The 23,333-nt window shown below is 45.7% G+C and carries 25 protein-coding genes and 1 pseudogene; 10 read left to right on the forward strand and 16 right to left on the reverse strand.

The window, feature by feature from the left end; translation table 11 throughout:
* The 16 genes from K6V26_RS01795 to K6V26_RS01870 all read right to left on the reverse strand — a co-directional run bounded on the left by K6V26_RS01795 (nt 1) and on the right by K6V26_RS01870 (nt 13,933).
* Entirely contained in the window at nt 1-1,047 is a 1,047-nt protein-coding gene (locus tag K6V26_RS01795; protein WP_087339408.1) for a hypothetical protein, read from the reverse strand.
* Nucleotides 1,044-1,712 (reverse strand): ubiquitin-conjugating enzyme family protein, encoded by a 669-nt coding sequence (locus K6V26_RS01800; protein ID WP_087339411.1) that lies wholly within the window; start codon nt 1,710-1,712, stop codon nt 1,044-1,046. Before K6V26_RS01800 ends, K6V26_RS01795 begins: the two co-directional genes overlap by 4 nt.
* Before the next feature lie 12 nt (nt 1,713-1,724).
* Nucleotides 1,725-2,054, reverse strand: coding sequence for a hypothetical protein (locus tag K6V26_RS01805; RefSeq protein ID WP_087339414.1), 330 nt, complete (start codon nt 2,052-2,054; stop codon nt 1,725-1,727).
* Nucleotides 2,055-2,146: 92 nt separating this feature from the next.
* Nucleotides 2,147-2,671 carry a hypothetical protein gene (locus tag K6V26_RS01810; protein ID WP_140396717.1) on the reverse strand — a complete coding sequence of 175 codons (525 nt, stop codon included), beginning with the start codon at nt 2,669-2,671 and terminating at the stop codon, nt 2,147-2,149.
* Between the two features lie 479 nt (nt 2,672-3,150).
* Nucleotides 3,151-3,513, reverse strand: a complete 363-nt coding sequence (locus K6V26_RS01815) for a hypothetical protein (RefSeq protein ID WP_087339421.1) — start codon at nt 3,511-3,513, stop codon at nt 3,151-3,153.
* A 12-nt stretch (nt 3,514-3,525) separates the two neighbouring features.
* Nucleotides 3,526-3,762 carry a hypothetical protein gene (locus tag K6V26_RS01820; protein ID WP_087339424.1) on the reverse strand — a complete coding sequence of 79 codons (237 nt, stop codon included), beginning with the start codon at nt 3,760-3,762 and terminating at the stop codon, nt 3,526-3,528.
* Nucleotides 3,738-4,079, reverse strand: coding sequence for a hypothetical protein (locus K6V26_RS01825; RefSeq protein ID WP_087339427.1), 342 nt, complete (start codon nt 4,077-4,079; stop codon nt 3,738-3,740). Before K6V26_RS01825 ends, K6V26_RS01820 begins: the two co-directional genes overlap by 25 nt.
* A gap of 66 nt (nt 4,080-4,145) precedes the next feature.
* Nucleotides 4,146-4,634, reverse strand: coding sequence for a DUF4280 domain-containing protein (locus K6V26_RS01830; protein ID WP_087339430.1), 489 nt, complete (start codon nt 4,632-4,634; stop codon nt 4,146-4,148).
* Between the two features lie 332 nt (nt 4,635-4,966).
* Complete coding sequence (locus K6V26_RS01835; protein ID WP_087339436.1) at nt 4,967-6,991, reverse strand: type VI secretion system Vgr family protein; 2,025 nt, start codon at nt 6,989-6,991, stop codon at nt 4,967-4,969.
* A gap of 13 nt (nt 6,992-7,004) precedes the next feature.
* Nucleotides 7,005-7,457: a type VI secretion system tube protein TssD gene (tssD, locus tag K6V26_RS01840; protein WP_140396718.1), complete on the reverse strand. Its 453-nt coding sequence runs from the start codon at nt 7,455-7,457 to the stop codon at nt 7,005-7,007.
* 81 nt (nt 7,458-7,538) lie between these two features.
* On the reverse strand, nt 7,539-7,946 hold the full coding sequence (gene tssD, locus K6V26_RS01845; protein WP_087339442.1) for a type VI secretion system tube protein TssD: 408 nt from the start codon (nt 7,944-7,946) through the stop codon (nt 7,539-7,541).
* Nucleotides 7,947-7,989: 43 nt separating this feature from the next.
* Nucleotides 7,990-9,381, reverse strand: coding sequence for a hypothetical protein (locus K6V26_RS01850; protein WP_087339445.1), 1,392 nt, complete (start codon nt 9,379-9,381; stop codon nt 7,990-7,992).
* A gap of 23 nt (nt 9,382-9,404) precedes the next feature.
* Nucleotides 9,405-9,962, reverse strand: a complete 558-nt coding sequence (locus tag K6V26_RS01855) for a hypothetical protein (RefSeq protein WP_224264463.1) — start codon at nt 9,960-9,962, stop codon at nt 9,405-9,407.
* 11 nt (nt 9,963-9,973) lie between these two features.
* A complete protein-coding gene (locus tag K6V26_RS01860; protein ID WP_224264464.1) occupies nt 9,974-11,986 on the reverse strand; it encodes an AAA family ATPase in 2,013 nt (670 codons plus the stop codon).
* A 267-nt stretch (nt 11,987-12,253) separates the two neighbouring features.
* The gene (locus K6V26_RS01865) at nt 12,254-12,988 is read right to left on the reverse strand and encodes a UpxY family transcription antiterminator (RefSeq protein ID WP_087339454.1); all 735 of its coding nucleotides are present in this window, start codon (nt 12,986-12,988) and stop codon (nt 12,254-12,256) included.
* A gap of 810 nt (nt 12,989-13,798) precedes the next feature.
* Nucleotides 13,799-13,933: a phage integrase SAM-like domain-containing protein gene (locus tag K6V26_RS01870; protein WP_262905163.1), complete on the reverse strand. Its 135-nt coding sequence runs from the start codon at nt 13,931-13,933 to the stop codon at nt 13,799-13,801.
* 1,472 nt (nt 13,934-15,405) lie between these two features.
* On the opposite strand from K6V26_RS01870, the gene K6V26_RS01875 reads away from it, so the two are divergent.
* The 10 genes and pseudogenes from K6V26_RS01875 to K6V26_RS01920 all read left to right on the forward strand — a co-directional run bounded on the left by K6V26_RS01875 (nt 15,406) and on the right by K6V26_RS01920 (nt 23,313).
* On the forward strand, nt 15,406-15,822 hold the full coding sequence (locus K6V26_RS01875) for a DUF3408 domain-containing protein (RefSeq protein ID WP_224264465.1): 417 nt from the start codon (nt 15,406-15,408) through the stop codon (nt 15,820-15,822).
* Nucleotides 15,823-15,851: 29 nt separating this feature from the next.
* The gene (locus K6V26_RS01880; RefSeq protein ID WP_087340022.1) at nt 15,852-16,238 is read left to right on the forward strand and encodes a DUF3408 domain-containing protein; all 387 of its coding nucleotides are present in this window, start codon (nt 15,852-15,854) and stop codon (nt 16,236-16,238) included.
* A gap of 93 nt (nt 16,239-16,331) precedes the next feature.
* On the forward strand, nt 16,332-17,120 hold the full coding sequence (locus tag K6V26_RS01885; protein WP_008766507.1) for a ParA family protein: 789 nt from the start codon (nt 16,332-16,334) through the stop codon (nt 17,118-17,120).
* 146 nt (nt 17,121-17,266) lie between these two features.
* The gene (locus tag K6V26_RS01890) at nt 17,267-18,196 is read left to right on the forward strand and encodes an amidoligase family protein (protein ID WP_087340025.1); all 930 of its coding nucleotides are present in this window, start codon (nt 17,267-17,269) and stop codon (nt 18,194-18,196) included.
* Nucleotides 18,193-18,426 carry a hypothetical protein gene (locus K6V26_RS01895; protein ID WP_087340028.1) on the forward strand — a complete coding sequence of 78 codons (234 nt, stop codon included), beginning with the start codon at nt 18,193-18,195 and terminating at the stop codon, nt 18,424-18,426. Before K6V26_RS01890 ends, K6V26_RS01895 begins: the two co-directional genes overlap by 4 nt.
* A 200-nt stretch (nt 18,427-18,626) precedes the next feature.
* Entirely contained in the window at nt 18,627-18,914 is a 288-nt protein-coding gene (locus K6V26_RS28675; protein ID WP_224264466.1) for a P-loop NTPase family protein, read from the forward strand.
* A 6-nt stretch (nt 18,915-18,920) separates the two neighbouring features.
* Nucleotides 18,921-19,565 carry a hypothetical protein gene (locus K6V26_RS01905; RefSeq protein ID WP_087340030.1) on the forward strand — a complete coding sequence of 215 codons (645 nt, stop codon included), beginning with the start codon at nt 18,921-18,923 and terminating at the stop codon, nt 19,563-19,565.
* Nucleotides 19,566-20,270: 705 nt separating this feature from the next.
* Nucleotides 20,271-20,486, forward strand: coding sequence for a DUF4134 domain-containing protein (locus K6V26_RS01910; RefSeq protein WP_087340034.1), 216 nt, complete (start codon nt 20,271-20,273; stop codon nt 20,484-20,486).
* Nucleotides 20,487-20,498: 12 nt separating this feature from the next.
* The gene (locus K6V26_RS01915; RefSeq protein ID WP_087340037.1) at nt 20,499-20,849 is read left to right on the forward strand and encodes a DUF4133 domain-containing protein; all 351 of its coding nucleotides are present in this window, start codon (nt 20,499-20,501) and stop codon (nt 20,847-20,849) included.
* Nucleotides 20,812-23,313 (forward strand): annotated as a pseudogene (locus tag K6V26_RS01920) (TraG family conjugative transposon ATPase). Before K6V26_RS01915 ends, K6V26_RS01920 begins: the two are co-directional and overlap by 38 nt.
* Nucleotides 23,314-23,333: the final 20 nt, after the last annotated feature.

The raw sequence follows: 23,333 nt of genomic DNA on the forward strand, positions 1-23,333 counted from the left end.
TCATTTCGATTTTATTCGATTGTAGTATGTTGTGATTCTTGACATATAATTACCCTTGGCTCGCCTGTTGTTTTTTTGCGCACAGTTATATAAGGCTTCAACATCACCTAAGATTTGTCCCTTTGTCTTTTTCCCATTGTGAAGATCAATATAGTAGATTTCCAACCTTTTATAGATGTCTTCAATTGACAAAGAACAATATTTGCAGTTATGAATAACTTTCTTCCTGTCATTGCTACATGAAGTAACAGTTAATTTCTTTAAATCAATCGAGTCAAGTCTATTGTGAATAGCCATGAATTGCTGATAACCCTTGTTTGAAGAACTATAATTGCGGCTGCTGACGATTCGCTCTACTTGTTCTTTCAAATCGTCAATCGATTTATTATAGATCTTATATAAAGTTTCTAAAGAAGTACCCCTATGATTCTTATTGGAGCAGAATGTCTGTTTCCCGATTTCATAGACAAGGCTATCGGTTGCTTCAGACAGCCTGATGAAGTCCTCATCTGGTTTCAATTCCACATCAATATTCAATTCTATCACTTCTTTTTGTGCTAAAGATATTCTGCTTTTCTTGACGACTATAAAATTTTTCTCGCTGTATCGGGCGATGTAGATGGGTAATCTACACTTAATGGTACTTTCTTTGTCTTGGAAATTCAGAATACTTTTCGTTTCAGAAGAGGGCAAGAGCCTGCACGACTCAGATAATCCATCACAGGCTTCCGCGATTCTTTTACCTTTAGTTCCGGGGAACAACTTTTCATAGACGATACGCATCTTCTTCAGTGTCTTCTCATTATAAGATCTGTCAAAAAGATAAAGAATCTTGTCTTCTGAGACATTCTCCAATCTTACTGAGATTCTATATTGATCTTTATCATTTTCAGGTTGTAATTCCACAAAAATATTACAAAAAGGCAAAGAAACGGTTTCTTTGTCATGCCCTTTGTTGTCTAATTTAATGGATCTAATTTCATCGCCATACGCAAGGCGGACAGAGCATGTTAATAGTAGCCACAAGAATAATACAGTCTTTCTCATATCGTTCTTGATTTAATAGTCGGTTTTACTTTCTCTGTTGTTTTGGTGTTCTCCATTATTTTTACCGCAGGCGTGGCGAGTACTGGCATTTCTTGATTGAAACGTACCCAATTATTGGGTTCCCCTTCCTCACGCACCCATTCTGCCACGTTTTGGTCTTCGGGATAAGGATAAGTATTCTGTGCATGATACATCTGGTATTTTAAGTATCTTTCCACCCGAAGCACCAAATCCTTCAACGAAGCCAGTACGCCCATCTCCTTGATGGTCAGACACACATGCCCCTTAAAGCTACCTGAGTATCTGATATTGGGATGCCATACATCTGTTCGGAACGTGAAAATAGGATTACCGTCCGCTGATGGATAATTATTAGGGAGCACGATACTCATCTTATGAAGATAACCGAACTTGGGTTCTCTAGGTACAGTATCTCCGATGACACCCACAATGGATTTACATCGATACCAAATTTCGTATTCGGTAGGAAGTCCCATTGCGTTCTTTCTACGGACAATATAAGAGATAGAAGGCTGGCGGGGATTGGCGCTGGCAGCCTTCCGCTTGCCGCAAAGCGTGTCCAATTCTTTCCACTCTTTCCAAAGCCGGGCATCTCTGCCTGACAATTCTTTCTGATTGAAATTATTAATCGTGTCGTTCATCATACGTTTTCCTCCTTATCCAGCGATAGGTACAGAAATCAGGTGCAAGTGGTCTCCGGGTTGGATATTGTAGTCGATGAGAGCCTGCTCACGCCCGTCCTCATCCTCAAACTCCAATATCTCAGGCTCTTCGCCTTCGTCTATTATCTGACCAAGCAGATACTGGATTGGATTGCCGCCGTTGTCAATTTTCGGAAGCTCGAACACCGATACAATGCTTGTTATCTGATCGCGGATGGTCTTGTTCGGATCTGTCACTTTCACTTCCACCTCCTCAAATTCAGTACCGTCAATGGTAAGGTTGATGATAAAATCCTCTTCTTCGTACATTTCTTCAGTTACCATAATGAATTATTTTTTATTGTTATTATTCTTGTCTTCTTTTGATGCCCGTCAAGTATCTTAAGATACTTTGCAGATAAACCTAACATCCTTTTTTACCATACCCAAGCTCCCCGTTCTTGATTGTAGTTGTCGGAACGATAATCCTCAAACTTATTCTTGAACACCAATAGCTGATACACATCTTCCAGTATCACCTGTGGCTCTTTCAATCCATACCGATATAATGCCAGCTCATATTTCCTATTCTCTGCATCAATACGGATGATAAAGTCTGTCTTTGTGTCGGGATGTGCTCCGTAGAACTTGTCGAACACCTCCCGTATTCCTTCATCCTCAAACCAAAAGTAAGCAGAGTATTCCGATTTCCCGATGTTCCATTTGATGGCAAGTTTCTTGGGTTTGCCGGCTTGATGATATTTGAGGAGGCCTCCATCATGAAGTTTGTCGTGAGTGCCGTCAAAAAGTGTTTCTTCTATATAATCAAACTCAGAGATGACATCTTCATTCAAAAATTCCTCCCATTTATCGTTTTTCCATTTCTTAAATTGAATTACATAATGATATGTGAACTGCTTCATATAGTTGTCAAGTACAATATAATCAGATTCTGTAGACACATTTTTATGCGAAAGTTCATTGCAAAAAAATGTACTTAATTCGTCTGGACTATATTTTTCTTTTTCTGAAATGATAATGATTTTTTCATTATTTATTTGTCGCCGTATATAACTATCAACACATGTCCCTTTTGTATAAAGAATAATCTTTGAATATTTTTCATCATAATTCCATATACAAACCCTACCATTGCTTGAACATCCAATTATTAACTGGCCATAGTCTTTAATAAAGAACTCTTCTAATGGTTGTATGAATTCATAATATTTATTCTCAATTATTGAAAACCACAGAATGTGAGCTACAGAATTGCCATCATGTAAGTTCATAAACATTTCTTTCACGTCCAAGGGTTTTCCCCAGTCCGTGATGTGAATGGTATTGTTTGGTAGAACCTTTATCTCTTCATTAACATATTTAACTACAGCAAAAATATAATGAATTGGTGTAAAAAGAGTTGATGACAATGCAATGCTAATCATAGACGGGGCATTTTGAAGATATTCGTTTTAGGCATATTGCCAGGCAATCCAAATTTCAAATAATTTGACACCTGCTGTTTTGCAGAATGATCTTTTTTTAGATTGCTTTCAATTATCTTGTCTAATGAATCAAAATGTTTATTATTACCTATTTCAAATTTTTCACCAATAGATTGCCTTTTTACTGCATTGCCACCAACTATATTATTGTTCTTTATTGTTTTTGTCGTTTCTTTCTTAACTTGTTTTGCTAGCTGCTTTCCGGCTTGTTTGCCAACTTGTTTTGTTGCTTGTTTGCCAACATATTTTATTACTTGAGTAGCTACTACCCTAACAACCTGTGCTATTATTGGTCCCATAAACTAATTCTATTAGAATTTCATCGTAGAAACATTTTCAAAATCAACTCTTGAGAAACTATTTTCTTGAAGATAATACTGTACACCACCACCTTTCCCAAAAGAATTACCACCGACTTTACTTTTTCGTAAAATGGCACCTTTTCTAACTTTTAACTCAAAAAACCTATCAGGTTCTTTTGGTAATGCAAACTTTTCTTTAATTTCCCTTGGAGTTAGTCCTTCTATTTCTTTTTTTCCATCATCCATCTACCCTTCACATTATCAGAAGTAGCAACCCTAACAAAGGATTTATCCTCTGTTAATTTTACTTTTATCAAATCACTTCCAAATGGTGATTCATTTCCTTTATTAACAAATTTTTTGTTCGCTTTTCCTTTTGATACATTTTGTTTTAAAAGTCTCACTTCTCCTTTTCCTACTCTAACGCCACCCCTTTCTGCCGTTTTAGAAATCTTAATGCCATGTCTAATTATTTTAGAAGCCGCTGCGACATCGCCAATTAAAGGTACAGCAGTAAGAAGAGACAATCCTGCTGATGAAAAATCGCCACGAGTTGCTGACATGGCTGCATTTATTATGTCGGCAAATATGCCTATTCCTGGAGCGAAACCGGCAATATCTAGTGCTAATTATATGCCGTCCAATATATCACATTCTGAAGATGTTAACTCAATTTCGATATTCTTAATCAAATTTTCTCTTGTTTCGCGCAATTCGCGTTTCATATCGAGAGTACCTGAATTAACCTGTCCATCATTTATTATGGTAATTATCCCTCCCCACTGACAACGGCAATAAGACGATTTCAAAAGAGCCGGTTTCCCTTTTACGATATAATCATTCTTTCCGTTAATCCATTCTGTGACTGTTCCCGGCACACAGGGCATGGGCGTGAGGCGTCCATGATTGGCAGCCGTGGCAGAACCAGTCGGTGGATATGCGGTCGTATGACATTTGCCAAATGGTGCAATGTTATACATCGACACATGATCGGATATATTTGCCATTGGCTTTTCTGTCAAAAATACAGTTCTATCCGGATATATCGTCAGCTTGGCACACTTGTTGCCACATGAGCACTTGATAGTCGCTTGTGATGTAACGTAAGAATCTGACATCGGATTTTACGCAAATAGATTAAACGGTCCTTCATTAATTTTTATGTCAGAACTACACGAACAGTTCAACAGAAATAGTTGGCTTCTAAAGTATGACCTATCGACTTCGTAGACTGTCTCTGAACTTGCCTTATTTATGATGTTGAACACAAAAGTTTTTTCTTCTTTAATAGGAATGTTGTTTACTATCTGCCTAATTTTACTCATACAGGAATCATATGTACCTTTCATTAGCAATTCGTTTTTGTAAACAACCCTTATACACGAATTATTAACGATAATGTCAATGCAAATCTTTGGTGCAAAAAAGTTTATCATAGACTATTTTTTATTTATTGTACTTTTACAACTCCAGATTTTATATCAATTCTGTTTCCTGAGTTCATCGCCATTGAGTCATTAGCCTTTTGCTGATGAACATTGGAATATTCAAGAAGTTTTTCCGTCGCTTCAATACGAATATTCTCCGCTGTCACCTGTAATTTGTGCGCCACCTGCTCGTCTTTGTTGTCATTCACATTAATGAACTGGTTGCTTTCAACCGTGAGTGAGTCATTGCGGTCAATAGACGTAGAACGGTCATTACCAGCATGTTCACGGATGTCATTATCGGCTGTGCGCTGCATGTCATGCGATGCCGCAATGAAAATGTCATTGTCCGCACTGGCATTGATGTCGTGTCCGGCGTGCATAATGATGTCGTTTTGGGCATACAGTTCGATATTACCCGTTGATTCAAGTTTTATCAGCTTTTCATCGGTTGAGAAAGTGAGAATGTAGTTCTCCTTCTCGTTATCATAGATGCGGATGTAACCATCATTGCCTTCATCGTGTATTTCAATGGTATGGCCGTTGCGTGTGCGGATGGCTTTTATTTGGTTACTGCTATTGTTGTTGGGTAACCATGCGCTATCAGGGTCGCCTACACCATTATATAATGTACCCTTGACGTAGGGACGCTCCGCATTACCTCCCTCAAAGTCTATCATAACCTCTTCATCAATCTCAGGAATAAAACTGAAGCCCTTGCCACCACCGGCATACGGCTGAGCCATGCGAAGCCACGGTGTCATCATGGTGTCATCCAATTGAGCCTGCCAGTCAAACTGAACACGAACACGGCCAAGGTTGTTCGGGTCTTCGTTATCTTTCACCTTGGCACGACACGACTGCGCAATAGGATAGACATCGCTATCAGAATAAGGGGGATAGTCGCAAGCGGAAGGAATGCCTATAAAACGATTGCTGTAGGTCTCGTCGGCAGAGAAGTAATGCACTAATTCCGTTATAAGAATCTCGTCTTGCTCCACTTTGCTTCTCTCCAAAAGAGAAGTGTCCGGTATATAGTTATCCACAATAACCAATTTGCTTCCGATTTTTATTTTCGAGCAGTAGGTAGTGCCTGAATAGGTGAGCATACTCGCTTTTTCACCTCTTGCCTGTGTTTTTGTCGATACATTCAAAACAATCTCACGTCCGTCCGTGTCGGCAAAGCCTCCTGAATGAAGGTTCTGAAGCGTAGGTTTTACGAAACAGGACTGAGAGGCCCGGAACACCTGTTCACTCAGCATGTTATATTCCCGTTGCATTTCCTCAACACCTTCCTTTTGGTTAGCGTCGTATGAGTTATAAGATGAAGCGACATGATTGAAAGCCACATGCCGCATTTTCAAATCCACATTATAAGATGGAACATCTTGGCTGGGATAGGCGAGCTTGACACTCTCGCCCTCGATGAGATTGCCAAAGATGATTTTCTTTCCATCGTTGTACAACCATTCTCCATAACGTCTCGCCAAACGCTGCAGGAACTGATAGTTTGACTCATTGTATTGCACACAATACGGAATGGTGTTTGTGAAACGGGCATCTATCTCCGAATCAAGATGCTCGGAGTAATCGTCAATGATATCGTTTACAATGTCGTTCAATGTTTGCTTCTCAAAAGACTTGCAAGCTGGATTATCGTTAAGCAACGCATCCCAACTGCATGCTTCCGCATTTACGGTAAATTCACTTCGACTTCTACTACCCGAAGCACCTGTGATAACTCCTGCAAACTCAATGTCCGCCACTGAATCCGTTTCGGCTTTCAGCGTCTTTTTTTCTATACTGTCTGTCTCTAACGAAACCAAGATCTCCTTACCGATAATCGCGCCACAAACATTAAACGATATTTCATTGAGCCTTTCATCTGGTTCTTTATGCAGAGAGAACGAGAGGACGTTAGGGGAAAGAAGAGACTGGCTCAACAGGAAATTGTCAAGCCTCCATTTTGCCCCATCCAATTCTATACAAAAACCTGTTGACTTTGTGCCATCAATGGCTACCGAAATGTTTCTTATGGATATCGACATGGTTTACACACTATTAGAATGTGGTTAGACTTTGAATTTGGGATGTTAACGATGCCCAATCATTCGTGAAAACAGCTGAATCCATAAATCCGGTTCCCACACGTATTACCTCTGCGCTGATGGTGACGGTTGTGTACATCAGTTTGCTGTCATGATCACAAAAATAATCCTTTAGCCCTATGCAATAAGCATTGGTAAACTCAACCGTCTTATACCTCTTTCTATTGTCGTTGGAGAACACGCAAAAGCGGAAGGTACCGGAATAAACGGCAGTTTTATTGAACATCCACTTATAAAAGAACTGATCGTCATCACAAGTGGCCGGCATTACGAATCGGATTACTCCACCCATGGTGCGTGTCGTCGGTTTGCCTGTTTCATCAACAGATTGTGAAAATTCATATTCGCATTCCACAATCCCATACTCTCCGCCACCTTGAATCTTAACTTGACCTTGAAGTGCCATATTCTTCAGATTTAAAATCGGATAATTGGAGGTTACCATGGAGATAACCTCCAACCACCTTTTGTGTCTTTGTGTTCTGAATTATTTGTCGATAGTCCAGCTATTGTTGTGAACAGCGTTGCCGACCTGAATCTCCTTTGCGGAAATCACAAACTCCTCAAACTGTTTTGTCTCGTTGGTGTCATCATATGTCTCTGCATACTCTACGACATAGCCGTTCTTGAAGTTGAGACGCTTCATCTCACCTCCGTCTTTGTCGGGGAAAGAGATGACACCGTTCTTGCTCATGTAGGTGTCGCACATCCACTCAAGAATCTCGGTATTACCGTCATTCTTAGACTTTACCTTTACGGTAATCTTGCCACCACGGGTACGGCCTGTAGGCTGTCCCTCCACATCGGTCTGCTGATTAAGCTCGTAGCGAACATAAGCCACTTCGCGCTCCTGAATACCATCTGCATTGATGGTCACGGTTCTTGTTTCTGCCATTGTTCTAATGATTTAAAAACTAATAATATGATTTATTGAACGCTTATGCGTTTTTCGTATTTTGTTCCCAATCCACACCGGCAGCGGTGTTTCTTCCCGTCAGTTCGATGAAGAAATTCTGTGCCGCAAAGTATGGCGTAATCTCGACATTGATACTAATGTCTTTTGTCTTCGGGTCTTGATCTACTTTGAGATTGGTATATTTCTCGATGATACCACCGGGACCTTTGTAATCACTAAGGAAATTGTGGATATCCTGTGTAATCTCTGACTTAATTTGTGGTGTCCAAATCTCCATGGCATGGTCATTGCAATAATTCTCAAACACCTTTCCTATCCAGTCAAATACACGGACAATTGAATATTCCTGTAACCCCTTTGAGGCTCCATTATACAATGTATGGTTAGAGAATGCCATTGTCCGTCCATCTTCTTCAACCATCGGAATAACCCCAAGGTCAATAAGAGCTGCGATTTCCGATTTGCGTAAATCCATGCGGGCACCTTTGACATTATCTAAAGTACCATATCGTTTTCCTGCTGCCGCTTGGGCTATCACTGTCTCTTCCGTATTTGACATTCTGCCTGCCAAAGCACCGGAAGCGGGAATGTACAAGTCTTCATCCTCACCGGCAAGCTCTGATTTCTTGCGACCGAGTATATAATTGGCAGTCATCACAATATTACCCAAATAGGGATCTGTTCCTTGCAAGCTAGCATCATCAAGTTCCTCTTTGAGCATCTCGAAATTCATGCTGTCCTTAAAATCTGTGAGCATTATTACTTTATTCCTATAAGCAGTTTGTGCCCACATACGTACGGTTTCCGCATCACCAAGATACCCTGGAACCACAAGCATACTGTAGTTGTTCTTCAAGTTCAGACGGTCAAAATATCGTTCAAGCTCGTCACGGATGGCCAACGTGTCTTCCGAGTCATTGTCACCAAGTTCCTCCTTGTTGACATTCATGAGTGTAATGCAGTTCACTTTGCCTTGTCCGGCATTGGCGAAGAACGCGTCTAAGATCCTGTATGTGGTTTCAAGCTTACGAATTTCATCGTGAATGCAAAACAGGTTCTCACTCAAATTCCGTTCTGCCTTTTGGCACTCGCTTTTACAGGACTCAACGATTTCCATGGGGTCTTTTCCTCCGGACTCAAGGATTTCAATCCATAGTGAAAGCTCATTCTTTAGTCTTTTTCTTGCATCCTCGTATGCGCTGTCATTCAAAAAGACATTCTTGGAGGCTTTCTTTCGGGGATCCATATATTCCACTCCCTTGATAAGCCCTTTCAATAACTGGAAACCACCAAATTTATCAAGCCCGGACAAACTGTTTTGAAGCTGTTCGGCAGGATTGGTTACAATTTTTTTCGGCTCCTGTAATTCCAGTCCTTCGGTTAAAGATTCTTTTTTCTGTTCTTCTGCTGCCATAATATTTCGTTCTTTATTCGTTATTACTCAGCATCTTCCAGTTCCGATAGGAGTGCTTTGAGTGCATTCTTCAAATCTTCGTGCGCCATGTCATTCTTCAGTGCATTACGAAGTGTCTTGTTCTTCTCCAACTGACGGATTACTGAGTTATACGCATCAATTTTAGATTTCATCTTACTCAGTAATCTGCTTTGTGCGATAAGTTGCTCATCTTCGAAATCCTTCATTTGCTTGAATTGGAAATCTTCATAAACAGCCCCACCTTCTTCGGTGGACAGGGTGATTCCTTCCTTTACGGGCTGGAAATGTTCAAAAACATCTTTCATGCTTTTCGCTTTAAAGCCTTCCCTGTCTTCGTCGGTGTTGGGAGCCGCATCCGTGAACTGGTCGACATAGAGTGTCCTGTTTTGCGGGAACTCGATGATACCATCCTGTGCGTTTTCCTCAACAACTTTAGAAATTACGGTTTTTCTTGCCATTGTTCTTCTGTTTTTTGCTATAGTATCGTTAATTGCTTCTTTTTCTTCATGGCTTGTTGTTCCTTTATGGAACAATCTCTTCAACCATTTTGGTATATTCATAAACAATCATGTTAATCCGGAGTGTCTATATCCCAAACAATTTCCTTTGTTTCATCATTGTATTTCATGGTGACGGAATCTCCACCGTTGATATCACCGGAAATAATCAACTTCGATAAGGGGCGGCGAATCTCTTTTCTTATAATTCCGAGAATCGGACGCGCTCCGTAGTGTGCGTTGAATCCGACCTTGGTGATATATTTGCGGGCGGACTCATCAATGGTCAAAGATATATTTTGCTCATGCAGCATCTTCAACAGGTTTTGTATGTGAATATCAAAAATCCGGTCTATCATTTCTGATGTAATGGGCGAGAACGGAACTATTTCCGTGAGCCTTGCCAAGAATTCTGGCCGAAACTGGCCTTGCATCACTTCTAACATCTGGTCGTGTGTGGGCACATGCCCTTTTCCGAAAGACTTGAAGATATAGTCGCTTCCGATGTTGGAAGTGAAAATAATAAGTGCATTGGAGAAATTGCCGATACGTCCGAGACGGTCATGCAACTTACCTTCATCAAGTATCTGCAGGAACAGGTCAAATACAGACCTGTGCGCTTTCTCTATTTCATCGAACAAAACCACAGAATATGGATGCTGTCTGATTTGATTGACCAACAAGCCACCTTCCTCATAACCGACATATCCCGGAGGCGCACCGTAAAGAAGTGCCACGGAATGCTCCTCTTTGTATTCGGACATGTCAAATCGGAGAATGGAGGTTTCGTCATTGAACAGAAATTCCGCCAATGACTTCGCCAATTCGGTCTTTCCAGTTCCTGTAGGGCCAAGAAAGAAGAATGAGCCTATGGGTTGGCCCTTCTTATTCAGACCGGAACGGGATTCAAACACGGCATCCAATATACTTTTTATAGCATGATTTTGACCTACAACTCTTTTATGAAGGATTTCTTCTGCGCTTGAAAGCTTCTGCCGTTCTTCCGACTGGATATTTCCCATCGGAATACCCGTCATCTTTGCGAGTACATTGCGAATATCATCTTTTTGCAGGATAATTTCTTCGGTTCCGTTATCTGATGATGACAACTCCCATTCTATTTTTATAGATGCCATAGATCTGTCTAACAGATCTATCGCCGATGAAGGCAGATTACGTTCCGGCATATACCTTTTTGCCAGACGGACAATCTCTGGAATAACATCTGCACCTAAAGTAATATGATGATATTCCTCGTATGTGTTCTTCTTGCTGTTCAAGATGTCAATGGCAGATTCTTCTGACGGAGCTTCCAACAAGATTTTCTCAAAATAAGCTGTCAGTTCCTTATCTTTTTCAATGTTCTTGGTATAGCCGTCAATCGATGTTATACAGATGAACTGTAATGTGTTGCCAGAGAGTACCTTTTTTATTAATGGCATTATGGCGTTTAGAGGAGAGGTACTGTCACCTATACTATGGAAATTCTCAATAACCAATACAGGCTGCGCAACCTCCTGAAATCCGTCAATAACAGTCTTGAATCTGTCTTCTATTTCTCCTTTATAGCTGACTCCCTGACTTAACGATATAAGGTCAAGCTCGTATGGCTTGATATTGTCAAGGGCTGCTGGGAATTTATTCTCTTTCAACAAGTTTATCAATCCATGTACTAAGGAGGTCTTGCCCACTCCGGTCTCACCTGTGATAAGAACATTGGCCCTATCTTTTCGGGCCAGAATCTCAATTAAGGAGCGCAACTCTTTATCCATGCCAATAATTTCAATGTTATTGTCGCTAAGCAAAGGGTTACAATAGGTATTGGGGCGATTGTTATATGATACGGATTGCACGGATACTTTCTTATTGTCAGACACATGTCTTCTTCTGTCGGTTATTACCGAAAGAATTTCATCTTTTGTCAGCGGCATGGTTTTTAACTGCTCCGAAGTGAATCCGACTCCGGGACTGACCAACGCCGCCAACAGCAGTTCCAACTTATTGGAATCCGTGCCATATTGTTCTTCCAATGAGGACGCTTCTTTCACAACGCTTTTACTCTCTCGCGAGAACTCCGCTTTTTTCATCGGATAGGGTGATTTCCCGCATTGCTGAATATGAATATCGCACCAATCAAGCAAATAATAATAATCCTTATCAAGAGTATCTTCTATAAAATTAACCAACCCTGCGTTTTTATGTAAGAGTGCCCTAAAAATATGGACAGGCTCTATTTGTGGCGATCGGTTGTCTGAAGCATACGATTGGGCTATATGCACTATGTTAACACTAAGCCCCTCAAAGTAATCGATAATTTTGTTGCTCATATAAAATCTGCAATGAATGTGGAATTTTCAATCTATTGGACTCAGAAACGCACTCGGTATATATGCGGTAGCTATTGTAAGCATTCCATCAATTATAACCGCCACACGCTGTTGACCGCAAAAACGTGCGACTTGTCCGACAACTCCTTTAAACTTACCGTGAATTATGCGTACTTTTTGACCCGTTTGGAACTTATTGTTATCTGTCGGTACAAGGATGATATCTTCCACCTTGGAAGCACAAATAATTTTGAGACTCTCAATCTGTTGCGTAGGGACAATGAGAGGTTCTTTGATAATTCGAATTCCTTCATGGAAATGGCGGTAATAAAAACGGAGGTATGGAAGGTTTACGTTGTCGTAAACGTGTTTTTTTAACTCGTCTTCCGTACCATAGGCAAAAAAGATGTTGGGAAGACGAGACTCCTCTACGGTTCTGCGCTTACCGGCAATCAGTTTCACAGAAGTCAAGGTGGGAAGGAATGCTTCGATATTCTTTCCTGTCAAATAGTCGTAAGCTTTCTTCTCTCTGCCGTAAGTGGTGCGAAGAGCATACCAATGGGAATCTTCCTTGGTTTTCTTTATTGTCTTTGGAACAGTTCCCGACAAAGCATATTTGGTGGACACCCCTGTATATGAGTTCTCTGCACTAATAGGCTTTTGAACTTCGGGGAGGGCATCGGGGATAAGCCCGGTGCAGGGAGGTCTTTCACCGCCTCCATGGGTGCTGACATCACCTGATGTATGCGCTACGACATTCATATTGATGACCTAACCTTATTCTAAACAGAAATCGGTTGTGGACAAAAAAGCGTGGAATCGTCCTGTTGTCCATTCCACGGTCTGAGGCTCTAGCAATTGCCTATTTTGGTCGAACAGACAACGTCAGAGCCCACGCCGATATGAATTATCGTTACCGTTAAGAGACCTAGATAAACAGACATAATGCACCCTCATGGATACAATTTGTGCTTATAAGGTCTCCTCAGGTTGATATATCACACCCGGGACATCTACCGTTGCTACGTTCAAGACCAAACTTACTGTGATTTGCTAGATTACAGACCGTCTTAAACACAGCGTCAAGTAAACGCCTTTTATGTCTGGACTACACTTCCCACCCAATGCCCGCCTTGTACTGCTTTGTCATATTGTAACTCCGCCATACTCGGCACGGCGTAGGCTACCTTACCTATCATCATGAAAGAACTTGTCTAATTGTGACAACTAGGAATCAGGTTATATAGTCCGATTGCAAAGTTAAAAAGTTTTTTGATTACATGAAAACAACTGTGAACAAAATTCACATGAATTTTAAAATTAAGCCCTTGAATTACTGTTCCCCGTTTTTTTTGTATAAAGGAATGCGCTGGATAACACGTTTTTCCGAACTTATACTTCATCTCTAAAAAACACTTTATCCATAAAAACGTACTTTCTATACTTTCAAAAGGAGATATACTGACCACTTGACAGAAAAGATATACTTCCCTACCAATATCAATACTACTGCTATCAACCAGTATGTGCAGGTACAGTTCCTATAATCAAAGATAAATCAGAACTATATTGTCACGGTCGTTTGTCCGTTTGCAGGATTTCCTCATCCAGCGCATAGTTATAAGCCGTTTTCAATATCCGGTTATATAACGATATGGTATTCATCTTGAGTCCTTTTCCAACCAGATAGGCTTGAAAGTCCTTCATCAGGTTGACAGTCAGATCTGCTATCTTTATGTCTACCTCATTTCAGAATTGCATGAAGTGCCTCATGGCGCACGAATAATTGCTCACAATTTTCTCTTTTCCAAGTCCTTGAGATGCCGGATACCTGATTCCAACAATCAATCGGCCTTTGTCCATGCCTGTTCAAAGTTATAATTTATAGAATTATTAACTAACGTACAAATGTATGACAATCAAATAAAGATTAAACTGTTTATATAAAAATATAAGTAGACTGGTAAGTGTGGAACGAATAGATGCTCATAAAAAAGCGACTCCGGAGCTTTTGGGGAGAGGGGGCGGTTTGGCGGCGTTTCGCCGTTAAACCGTCCTGTTTTCGTTTAACGAAAAGACAACTTGCTGTCCGCAGGAGCGGACCACGTTTATCCAATAATTATTGTGTATCAGCCCATTGTATGGCTATTCCCCTGTGGTTTGCGGGGCATTTCCATCAGGTATTTGTCGACTGCTCTCCCCATAAAAGGATGGATATCTCTCCATAACCATGTGACTTACGTTCATAATTCGGGGATAAGGAGGCGCATCTACGGGAAATCAGCTCTTTCCATACCCTATTCTCCGTTAACGGATTACTACTTATACACTTCTACAAATGGAGAAATGAGCAGGTAGCCGTATATGCCTCATGTTTTTCTTCATTATCTCCATTAATGGATTGTTACTTATACATTTCTGCAAATGGAGAATGGGCAGGTAGCCGTGTATGACTTATGGTTTTTCTTCATTGTCTCCATTAATGGATTGTTACTTATACACTTCTGCAAATGGAGAATGGACAGGTAGCCGTGTACGACTTATATTTTTTCTTTATTGTCTCCATTAATGGATTGTTACTTATACACTTCTGCAAATGGAGAAATGGGCAGGTAGCCGTGTACGACTTATATTTTTTCTTTATTGTCTCCATTAATGGATTGTTACTTATACACTTCTGCAAATGGAGAAATGGGCAGGTAGCCGTGTACGACTTATATTTTTTCTTTATTGTCTCCATTAATGGATTGTTACTTATACACTTCTGCAAATGGAGAAATGGGCAGGTAGCCGTGTACGACTTATTTTTTTCTTCATCGTCTCCATTAACGGATTGCTACTTATACACTTCTGTAGACTGATAATTTAAGAATCCGTATCAGGACAGGTACGTGTTCCCACACCTACCCATAAGGATTGAAAAGGACCGGTGGACAAGGAAACGGAATCCCGCCCGCTTTTCCACACTTCTACGGGCAGCGGACCTCTGACGTCACCTCCGTATAGGAAGAACCGTCCGAGCGCAGCGGCATGTCCGTCCACCCGTCATGTGTATCATGACAATAACCGACTTTGGATGACTATAAGTGACAGGTGGTTCCGTCCTGTACTCTTCTTCCTTTATTTTGTATTCCGATACAATACCAGTTGTGTAATTTAATAATTTAAGATTTTAAGATATGGATTCAGAAAAGGAAAAGAACCGGCTTTCCGATATCGTTCTCGAGAGGGTCGGACTCACGGGGAACCTTCTGTCAGATCCCGTTTCCCCATCCCCGGAACCGGCGATGAGGGGGCCGGGGCATGAAAGGCAGGTCGGGGCAGGGAAAGTGACAGACCCGGAAGAATACAAGAGGAGGTTTCTGGTTCCCGCCCCCAAGGCTGCGGAGTGGAAGACCGCATACATTGACGGGAGACTGCACCGCCGGATCGCCATGCTGGTCAGGGCCGCCGGTTGCGGCAGCATCTCCGGTTTTATCATCCGGCTGTTGGAGCTCCATATGGAGGAATACAGGGAGGATATCGCCGCCTTGCTCGGTGAGGTCTATCGTCCCTGGGATGAGGACGGGCAGCCGAAAGGAACGGCCCGCCAATAAAACGTTGTCATTGTTCAAGAAGATATATCATGACAGGAAAGAACGTAAAAGACCGGATGGGTCCCGGCAGGATGGACACGGCCCGCATCCGTGAAATCATGGGGGAAGCACCTGTCTGTCCCCGGGATGGACGTGGAACGTCCGGTAACGACACTATACATTCCGCAAGGAAAAGCGGCTCCATACAGCCGTCCGTCTATGGGGAGGAATACCTGCATGGCATTGCGGGCGTGCAGCGCCGGTCACTGCATATTCCCGCCGCCCTGCACCGGAAATTGTCCATCCTGGCGGGAGCCTCGAGAAACGGAAAGGTCACGCTGGAGGGGTTCATCAACCACCTTGTCTCGCGGCATCTGGAAGAATACAGGGAAATGGTGGACATGATTCTGGAGGAGTCCCTGCCCGGTCGGCCATAAAGGCCCGTTCCCCATGACAGGGGATCTCCCCCGGTGGGAACATCGTTTTTTGTTTCAGAAACAATAGTGTTTAACATTTAATGAAAAAGAAGTATGATGAAAAAAGAAAAAGAGTTGTTGGTTGCCATCGCCAGCCAGAAGGGTGGCGTGGGAAAATCCGTCTTTACGGTATTGCTGGCCAGTGTCCTGCATTACCGCAAAGGCTTGCGTGTGGCGGTTGTGGACTGTGACTCCCCGCAGCACAGCATCGCCCTGATGCGTGAGAGGGACATGGAGAGTGTCATGAAAAATGACGATTTGAAGGTAAACCTGTACCGGCAGTACGAGAGAATCCGGAAGCCTGCCTATCCGGTCATCAAGAGCGATCCGGAAAAGGCAATGGAAGACCTGCGGCGTTATATGGACGAAAAAGGGGAGACTTTCGATATCGTGCTCTTTGACCTTCCCGGAACGCTCCGCAGCGAGGGGGTGGTCCATACCGTTTCCGCGATGGACTATATCTTTGTCCCGCTCAAGGCGGACAACATCGTCATGCAGAGTTCCCTGCAGTTTGCCAAGGTGTTGGAGGAAGAGCTGATCGCCAAGGGGAACTGCAACCTGAAAGGGATCCGGCTGTTCTGGAACATGGTGGACAGGCGGGGCCGGAAGGACTTGTATGATGCCTGGAACCGTGTCATCCACAGGATGGGGCTGCGGCTGCTGTCCTCACACATCCCGAACACCCTCCGCTACAACAGGGAGGCAGATACTGTCTGCAAGGGTGTCTTCCGCTCCACGCTGTTCCCGCCCGATCCCCGTCAGGAGAAAGGCTCCGGTCTTCCTGAACTGGTGGAGGAGATATGCCCCGCCATCGGTCTGGAGGAATCTGACACCGACCGGTAGCGGATAATAGGATACAGACACCTTAAATAAGGACTTTTAGCCTAAGATAAAGTAAGCTAATAGCATGATAATAAGGCTCTTATAATTACGACTTCTCCTATAAAAGCATTACCTTAGTAGTGTAATAATAAAGGAGGTAACAAGTTATGAACGAGCAAGTTAGAAGCATTTTAGCACAAGAGACAACGAAGACAAGCAAGATCCGGCAGCTGTTCCTTCTGGGGGTTCCCCGCGCGGAAATCGCGAGAATGGTGACCAACGGCAATTACGGTTTTGTAGTGAACGCCCTGCGCCGGATGAGTGAACGTGAGGGCGGTCTGAATATCCATCCGGCGACAGCCGCACTGGATTACACTTTCAACCGCAAGTTCGGTATCGAGATCGAGGCTTACAACTGCTCCCGTGAACGGCTCGCACGCGAGCTCAGGGAAGCCGGTATCGAGGTTACGGTGGAAGGCTACAACCATACCACCCGTCCGTATTGGAAGCTCGTGACGGACGGCAGCCTGAACGGCAACAACACCTTCGAGCTGGTCAGTCCGATCCTGGTCGGTGAAGCCGGCCTGCGGGAACTGGAGAAGGTCTGCTGGGTACTTGACCTGTGTGACGTGAAGGTGAACGAGAGCTGCGGGCTTCACGTACATATCGATGCCGCCGGTTTCAGCATGGAGACCTGGCGTAACCTGGCCCTGAGCTACAAGCACCTGGAACCGGTCATCGACAGGTTCATGCCGGCATCCCGCAGGGATAACTACTATTGCAAGGGACTGGGGCATGTATCTGACGCGATGATACGCTCTGCCAGGACGGTGGATGAGCTGAAAAGCAGAATCGGCAACCGTTACCACAAGGTGAACCTCGAAGCCTATTCACGGCACAAGACGGTCGAGTTCCGCCAGCATTCGGGAACGACCAACTTCACAAAAATACGCAATTGGGTGCTGTTTCTCCACAAACTGGTTACCTTTGCCACGAGGGGGCAGGTGCCCGCGGCCACCGCACTCCAGGACATCCCCTTCCTCGACAGTGAACAGAAACTATATTATAAATTAAGAACGAAAAAACTATCGGCATGAACAGGCATATGTATATTTTGGCGGATGGTGGCAGGATTGCCGCCTCCGACCCTTCCGAGTTTGTACGTGTCCTGCGTGAGGGCAGCTGGTTTGACAGCGGGTGCACCGACGAGGAGTACATGGTAAATTTCTCCGGGCGGTACAGGGAACTGCACGGGGTGACGGTGAGGACCGACACGCCGGAGCATTTCATGGACGACCTGAAAAAGTACGGTTACATCACGGGGTGAGAAGCCCGCTCCTTTATTATTGCGATCCCCGCCGGCCTTGAAGTGTGTCGGCGGGGATTTTTCTTTTTCCGCGGTATCGGATATCCGCCGTATCCTTGTTTTCCAAAGGGGGGCTGGCTCCACGACTCCCTTCGGGAAAGCCTTTTTTTCTTTTCACCGCCCCTTCCGCCATGACAAAAACTGACTATCCATGACAATACATGACAGGGTATTTGAGGTCATTCCGCTTGTTATTTCCTTTGTGGCATGAAACGGCAGGAAAGCTTGCCGGCAATAACTATAAAAAAGAAATGCATATGAAAAAAGAACCTTTATTTATCGAATTGGCCGGTCGGAAGGGTGAACCCGGCAAGATCACCTTCACCGTATTTACGGCCGGTATCCTACACAACCGCCGGGGGTACAACGTTACCGTGGTGGATTGTGACCCGCCCCAGCACAGTATCGGCCCGACGGGAAACACACACAGCATGACAAACCTTATGTAGACGGGTATGGAGTACGCATTCATTCTTCTGTTCCTGTATGCCTCCTACCTGAGCATAGAGAAGTACGTCCACACGGGCAGCGTCCTTAAATGGAGGGGAGGACAGCGTCCTGCCTCCGGTCTTCCGGTGAAGGAAGAACCGGCGGAAGCACGGGAGGAAGCTGTCATCGGCAGGAGCCAGTACCGGTTATGGCAATCCCCGCCTATGGACGAGGAATATGCGATGAGCGAAAAGCGGACGGATACGGCCATGGAAGGGAGAAAGACATCCGTGCCCGAATTCCCCGTTTCTTTCAGTAGGCCGGAGGACGGTGAAGTGCCGGAACGCTACGAGATCACCGGTTATGTGGAACGTCCCGATCCGCACCGTGCCAGAGGCGTGACCTTCGACGATATGGACCTGCTCTCCAGGTTCATGACCACGGACCGCCTTTCGGAACCGGAACGGTCCCATGCCCGCCAGACACTGGAACGGCTGGAGGGAACCGACATGGAACGCATCCTGCAGGCCGGCATTCTGGGCAGCGACGAGACATTGAAACGGTACATGGAACTGTACGTGGACAGTGGCAGGGAGCCGCCACTGCTGGCGGGAAAGGACAGGGAAAGCATAATCAGGGATTTCGATATCATGGATTTCATACCCCGATAACCAACAATATAATGTATATGGAGAAGTATCATGATTCAAGCTGATCCGCTTCGCGGACATTTTCCCAAGAAAACAAAAGCCGCCGGGCGGCAAAGTCGAATTTAAAAGAAGGAGGTAACGATGACCGGGTACTACGATTCGGGATGATCCCAGGATTCCATCCCCGAAGCAAACAGACTGGCAGTCAAACAGGTAAAATAAGAAGTATGACAAACGGATATTTCGACTCAGGGTGATTCCCTCCGGCAACGGAAAGGGAAAAAGGACCGGGAGTGGTCCATACATACAACCACCCAAAGAAAAAGTACAATGACAATCGGATATTATGAATCGGGATGATCCTGCAGATGTCCCGATTCGGAGAAACGGTAACACGAGTGACAGACAATTAAAAAAGGAGGTAACGATGCGAGGTTATTATGATTCCGGCTGATGCCGGCAGTAAACATGTAGTTGTAAAAACAGCCGCGGGCATCCGGCCTGCAGCCTGTTTAGAAAGAAAGTCTAACGAACATTTATAATATAGGTATAAAAACAATGAGACATACGAATTCTTATTCATTTTCACGATTTTCCCTTATGGGCAAAGTGACGGACGCATTGGCATCCCTTATCAGACGCATACCGGTAAAAACGGCCTTCCTGCTGGCATGACTGGCCACATGAACGGCCCCCGTATTCGCTGTCGGTGACGGGTCTGCCGGGCTGGTGCAAGCCACGCAGATGGTCACCGGATATTTTGACCCGGCCACGAAACTGATTTATGCGGCCGGGGCGCTCTGTGGCCTTATCGGGGCCATCCGCGTGTATTCCAAGTTCTCCTCGGGCGATCCGGACACGGGCAAGACCGCCGGCAGCTGGTTCGGGGCCTGCGTGTTCCTGATCGTGGCGGCCACGGTGCTGAGGTCGTTCTTCCTGTAACCCCCATGCCGTATGGAATACAAGCTGAACAAGGGCGTCGGGCGGGACGTGGAGTTCTGCGGCCTGAAGGCGCAGTACCTCTATCTCTTTGCCGGCGGCCTGCTCGCCGTCTTCCTCGTGTTCGTCATCCTTTACATGGCGGGCGTGAACCGCTGGTTCTGCATCGCCCTCTGCGTCGCATCGGCCACGGGAATTACCCTGGGCGTGTTCCGCCTGAACAGGAAATACGGTCCCCACGGGCTGATGAAGCTGGCGGCGGCAGGCTACCGTCCCTATTACATCATCAACAGAAAACGTATCACCTCACTTTTTAAACGAAGAAAATATGCGAAACATACTCAAAGCGGCCACCCTGGAAAGTAAGTTCCCCCTTCTCGCTGTCGAGGACGGGTGCATCCTCTCCAAGGACGCGGACGTGACCGTCGGCTTCAAGGTCCGCCTGCCGGAGGTCTTCACCCTTACCTCCGACGATTACGAGGCCATGCACGGCGCATGAGCGAAGGCCGTCCGGGTATTGCCCTGCCATACCATCGTCCACCGTCAGGACTGGTTCCTGGAGGAAAGCTACAGGGCACGTACCGACAGAGAGGAGCTGGGATTCCTGGACCGCAGCTTCGAGCTTCATTTCAACGAGCGGCCCTTCCTGAACCATTTCTCGTACCTGTTCATCACCCGTACCACGAAGGAGCGCATGCGGCAGCAGAGCAACTTCTCCGTCCTCTGCAGGGGGCATATCCTCCCCAGGGAGGTCCGGGACAAGGACGGCGTCCTCCGCTTCCTAGAAGCCGTGGAGCAGTTCGAGCGCATCATCCGCGACTCCGGACTGGTCCGTCTGGAACGGCTCACGACGGAGGAGATTACCGGAAAGGGAAAGGAGGCCGGCCTGGTGGAGAAATACTTCTCCCTCTCGCAGGAGGACACCACCACGCTGGAGGACATCCGGCTCGGGGGCGCGGAAATGCGCATCGGCGACAAACGGCTCTCGGTGCATACGCTTTCCGACGCGGACGACCTGCCCACTGCGGTGCGGACGGACGGGCGTTATGAGAAATATTCCACGGACCGTAGCGACTGCCGCCTCTCCTTTGCCGCTCCCGTGGGGCTGATGCTACCCCATAACCATATCTGCAACCTGTACGTGTTCATAGATGATCCGGCAGAGACCCTCCGGAATTTCGAGAAAGCGGCCAGGAATATGCGCTCTCTCTCGCGCTACAGCCGTGCCAACGAGATCAACCGGCAGTGGACGGAGGAGTACCTGAACGAGGCGCATTCCTTCGGCCTGGTCCCCGTGCGTTGCCATTGCAACGTCATGGCCTGGTCGGAGGACAGGGAGAGGCTGAGGAACATCCGGAACGACACCGGATCGGCACTGGCACAGATGGGCTGCAAGCCCCGGCACAATACCGTGGATGCGCCGACCCTTTATTGGGCGGGCATCCCCGGCGGAGAGGGCGATTTCCCGGCGGAGGAGTCCTTCCACACGTTCATCGAACAAGCGGCATGCCTCTTCATCGGGGAAACGAACTACGCCTCCTCCCTCTCGCCCTTCGGCATCAAGATGGCGGACCGGCTCAGCGGCAGGCCGCTGCACCTGGACATCTCGGATGAGCCGATGAGGCGGGGCATCACGACCAACCGCAACAAATTCATCCTGGGACCTTCGGGCAGCGGCAAATCCTTCTTCACCAACCATCTCGTACGCAACTATTACGAACAGGGCGCGCACATCCTGCTGGTGGATACGGGAAACAGCTATAAGGGGCTGTGCCGGCTCATCCATGAGCGCACCCGCGGGGAGGACGGGATCTACATAACGTATGAGGAGGACCGCCCGATCACCTTCAATCCCTTCTACAGCGAGGACCGGCAGTTCGACGTGGAAAAGAGGGAGAGCATCAAGACGCTGATCCTGACGCTCTGGAAACGGGAGGACGAGCTGCCGAAACGCTCCGAGGAGGTAGCCCTTTCCGGCGCGGTGAACGCCTATATCCGCAGGATTACGGAAAATCCGGAACTCAGGCCGGACTTCAACGGGTTCTACGAGTTCGTCCGTGACGATTACCGCCGGATGATGGAGAAAAAGAGGGTGCGCGAGAAGGACTTCGACATCGACGGATTCCTGAACGTGCTGGAACCGTTCTACAAGGGAGGGGACTATGACTTCCTCCTGAACTCGGACAAGGAGATCGACCTGACCCACAAGCGGTTCATCGTATTCGAGCTGGACAACATATCATCGAACAAGGTGCTGCTTCCGGTGGTGACGCTCATCATCATGGAGACGTTCATCTCCAAGATGCGTCGCTTAAAAGGTATCCGCAAGGTCATCCTGCTGGAAGAGGCCTGGAAATCACTGATGTCCCCCAATATGGCCGCCTACGTGCTCTTTTTGTTCAAGACGGTCAGAAAGTATTTCGGTGAGGCCGTGGTGGTCACGCAGGAAGTGGACGACATCATCTCGTCCCCGATAGTGAAAGAGGCCATCATCAACAACTCGGACTGCAAGATCCTGCTGGACCAGAGGAAATACCTTAACAAGTTCGAGCGGATACAGACCCTTCTGGGACTGACCGACAAGGAATGCTCGCAGATCCTCTCCATCAATCGTGCCAACGACCCCTCACGCAGGTACAAGGAAGTATGGATCGGACTGGGAGGCGTGCAGTCGGCCGTTTATGCCACGGAGACCTCCACGGCCGAGTACCTTACCTACACGACGGAGGAGAGCGAAAAGCTGGAAGTGGAACGGATGGCGGCAAAGACCGGCAGCATGGAACAGGCCATACAGGTGTTGGCCGCCGAAAAGAACAGCAGCAGGAGATAATCTTTGTAAAACATTTAAAA

The sequence above is a fragment of the Parabacteroides goldsteinii genome, from assembly GCF_020091425.1.
Lineage (GTDB): Bacteria > Bacteroidota > Bacteroidia > Bacteroidales > Tannerellaceae > Parabacteroides > Parabacteroides goldsteinii.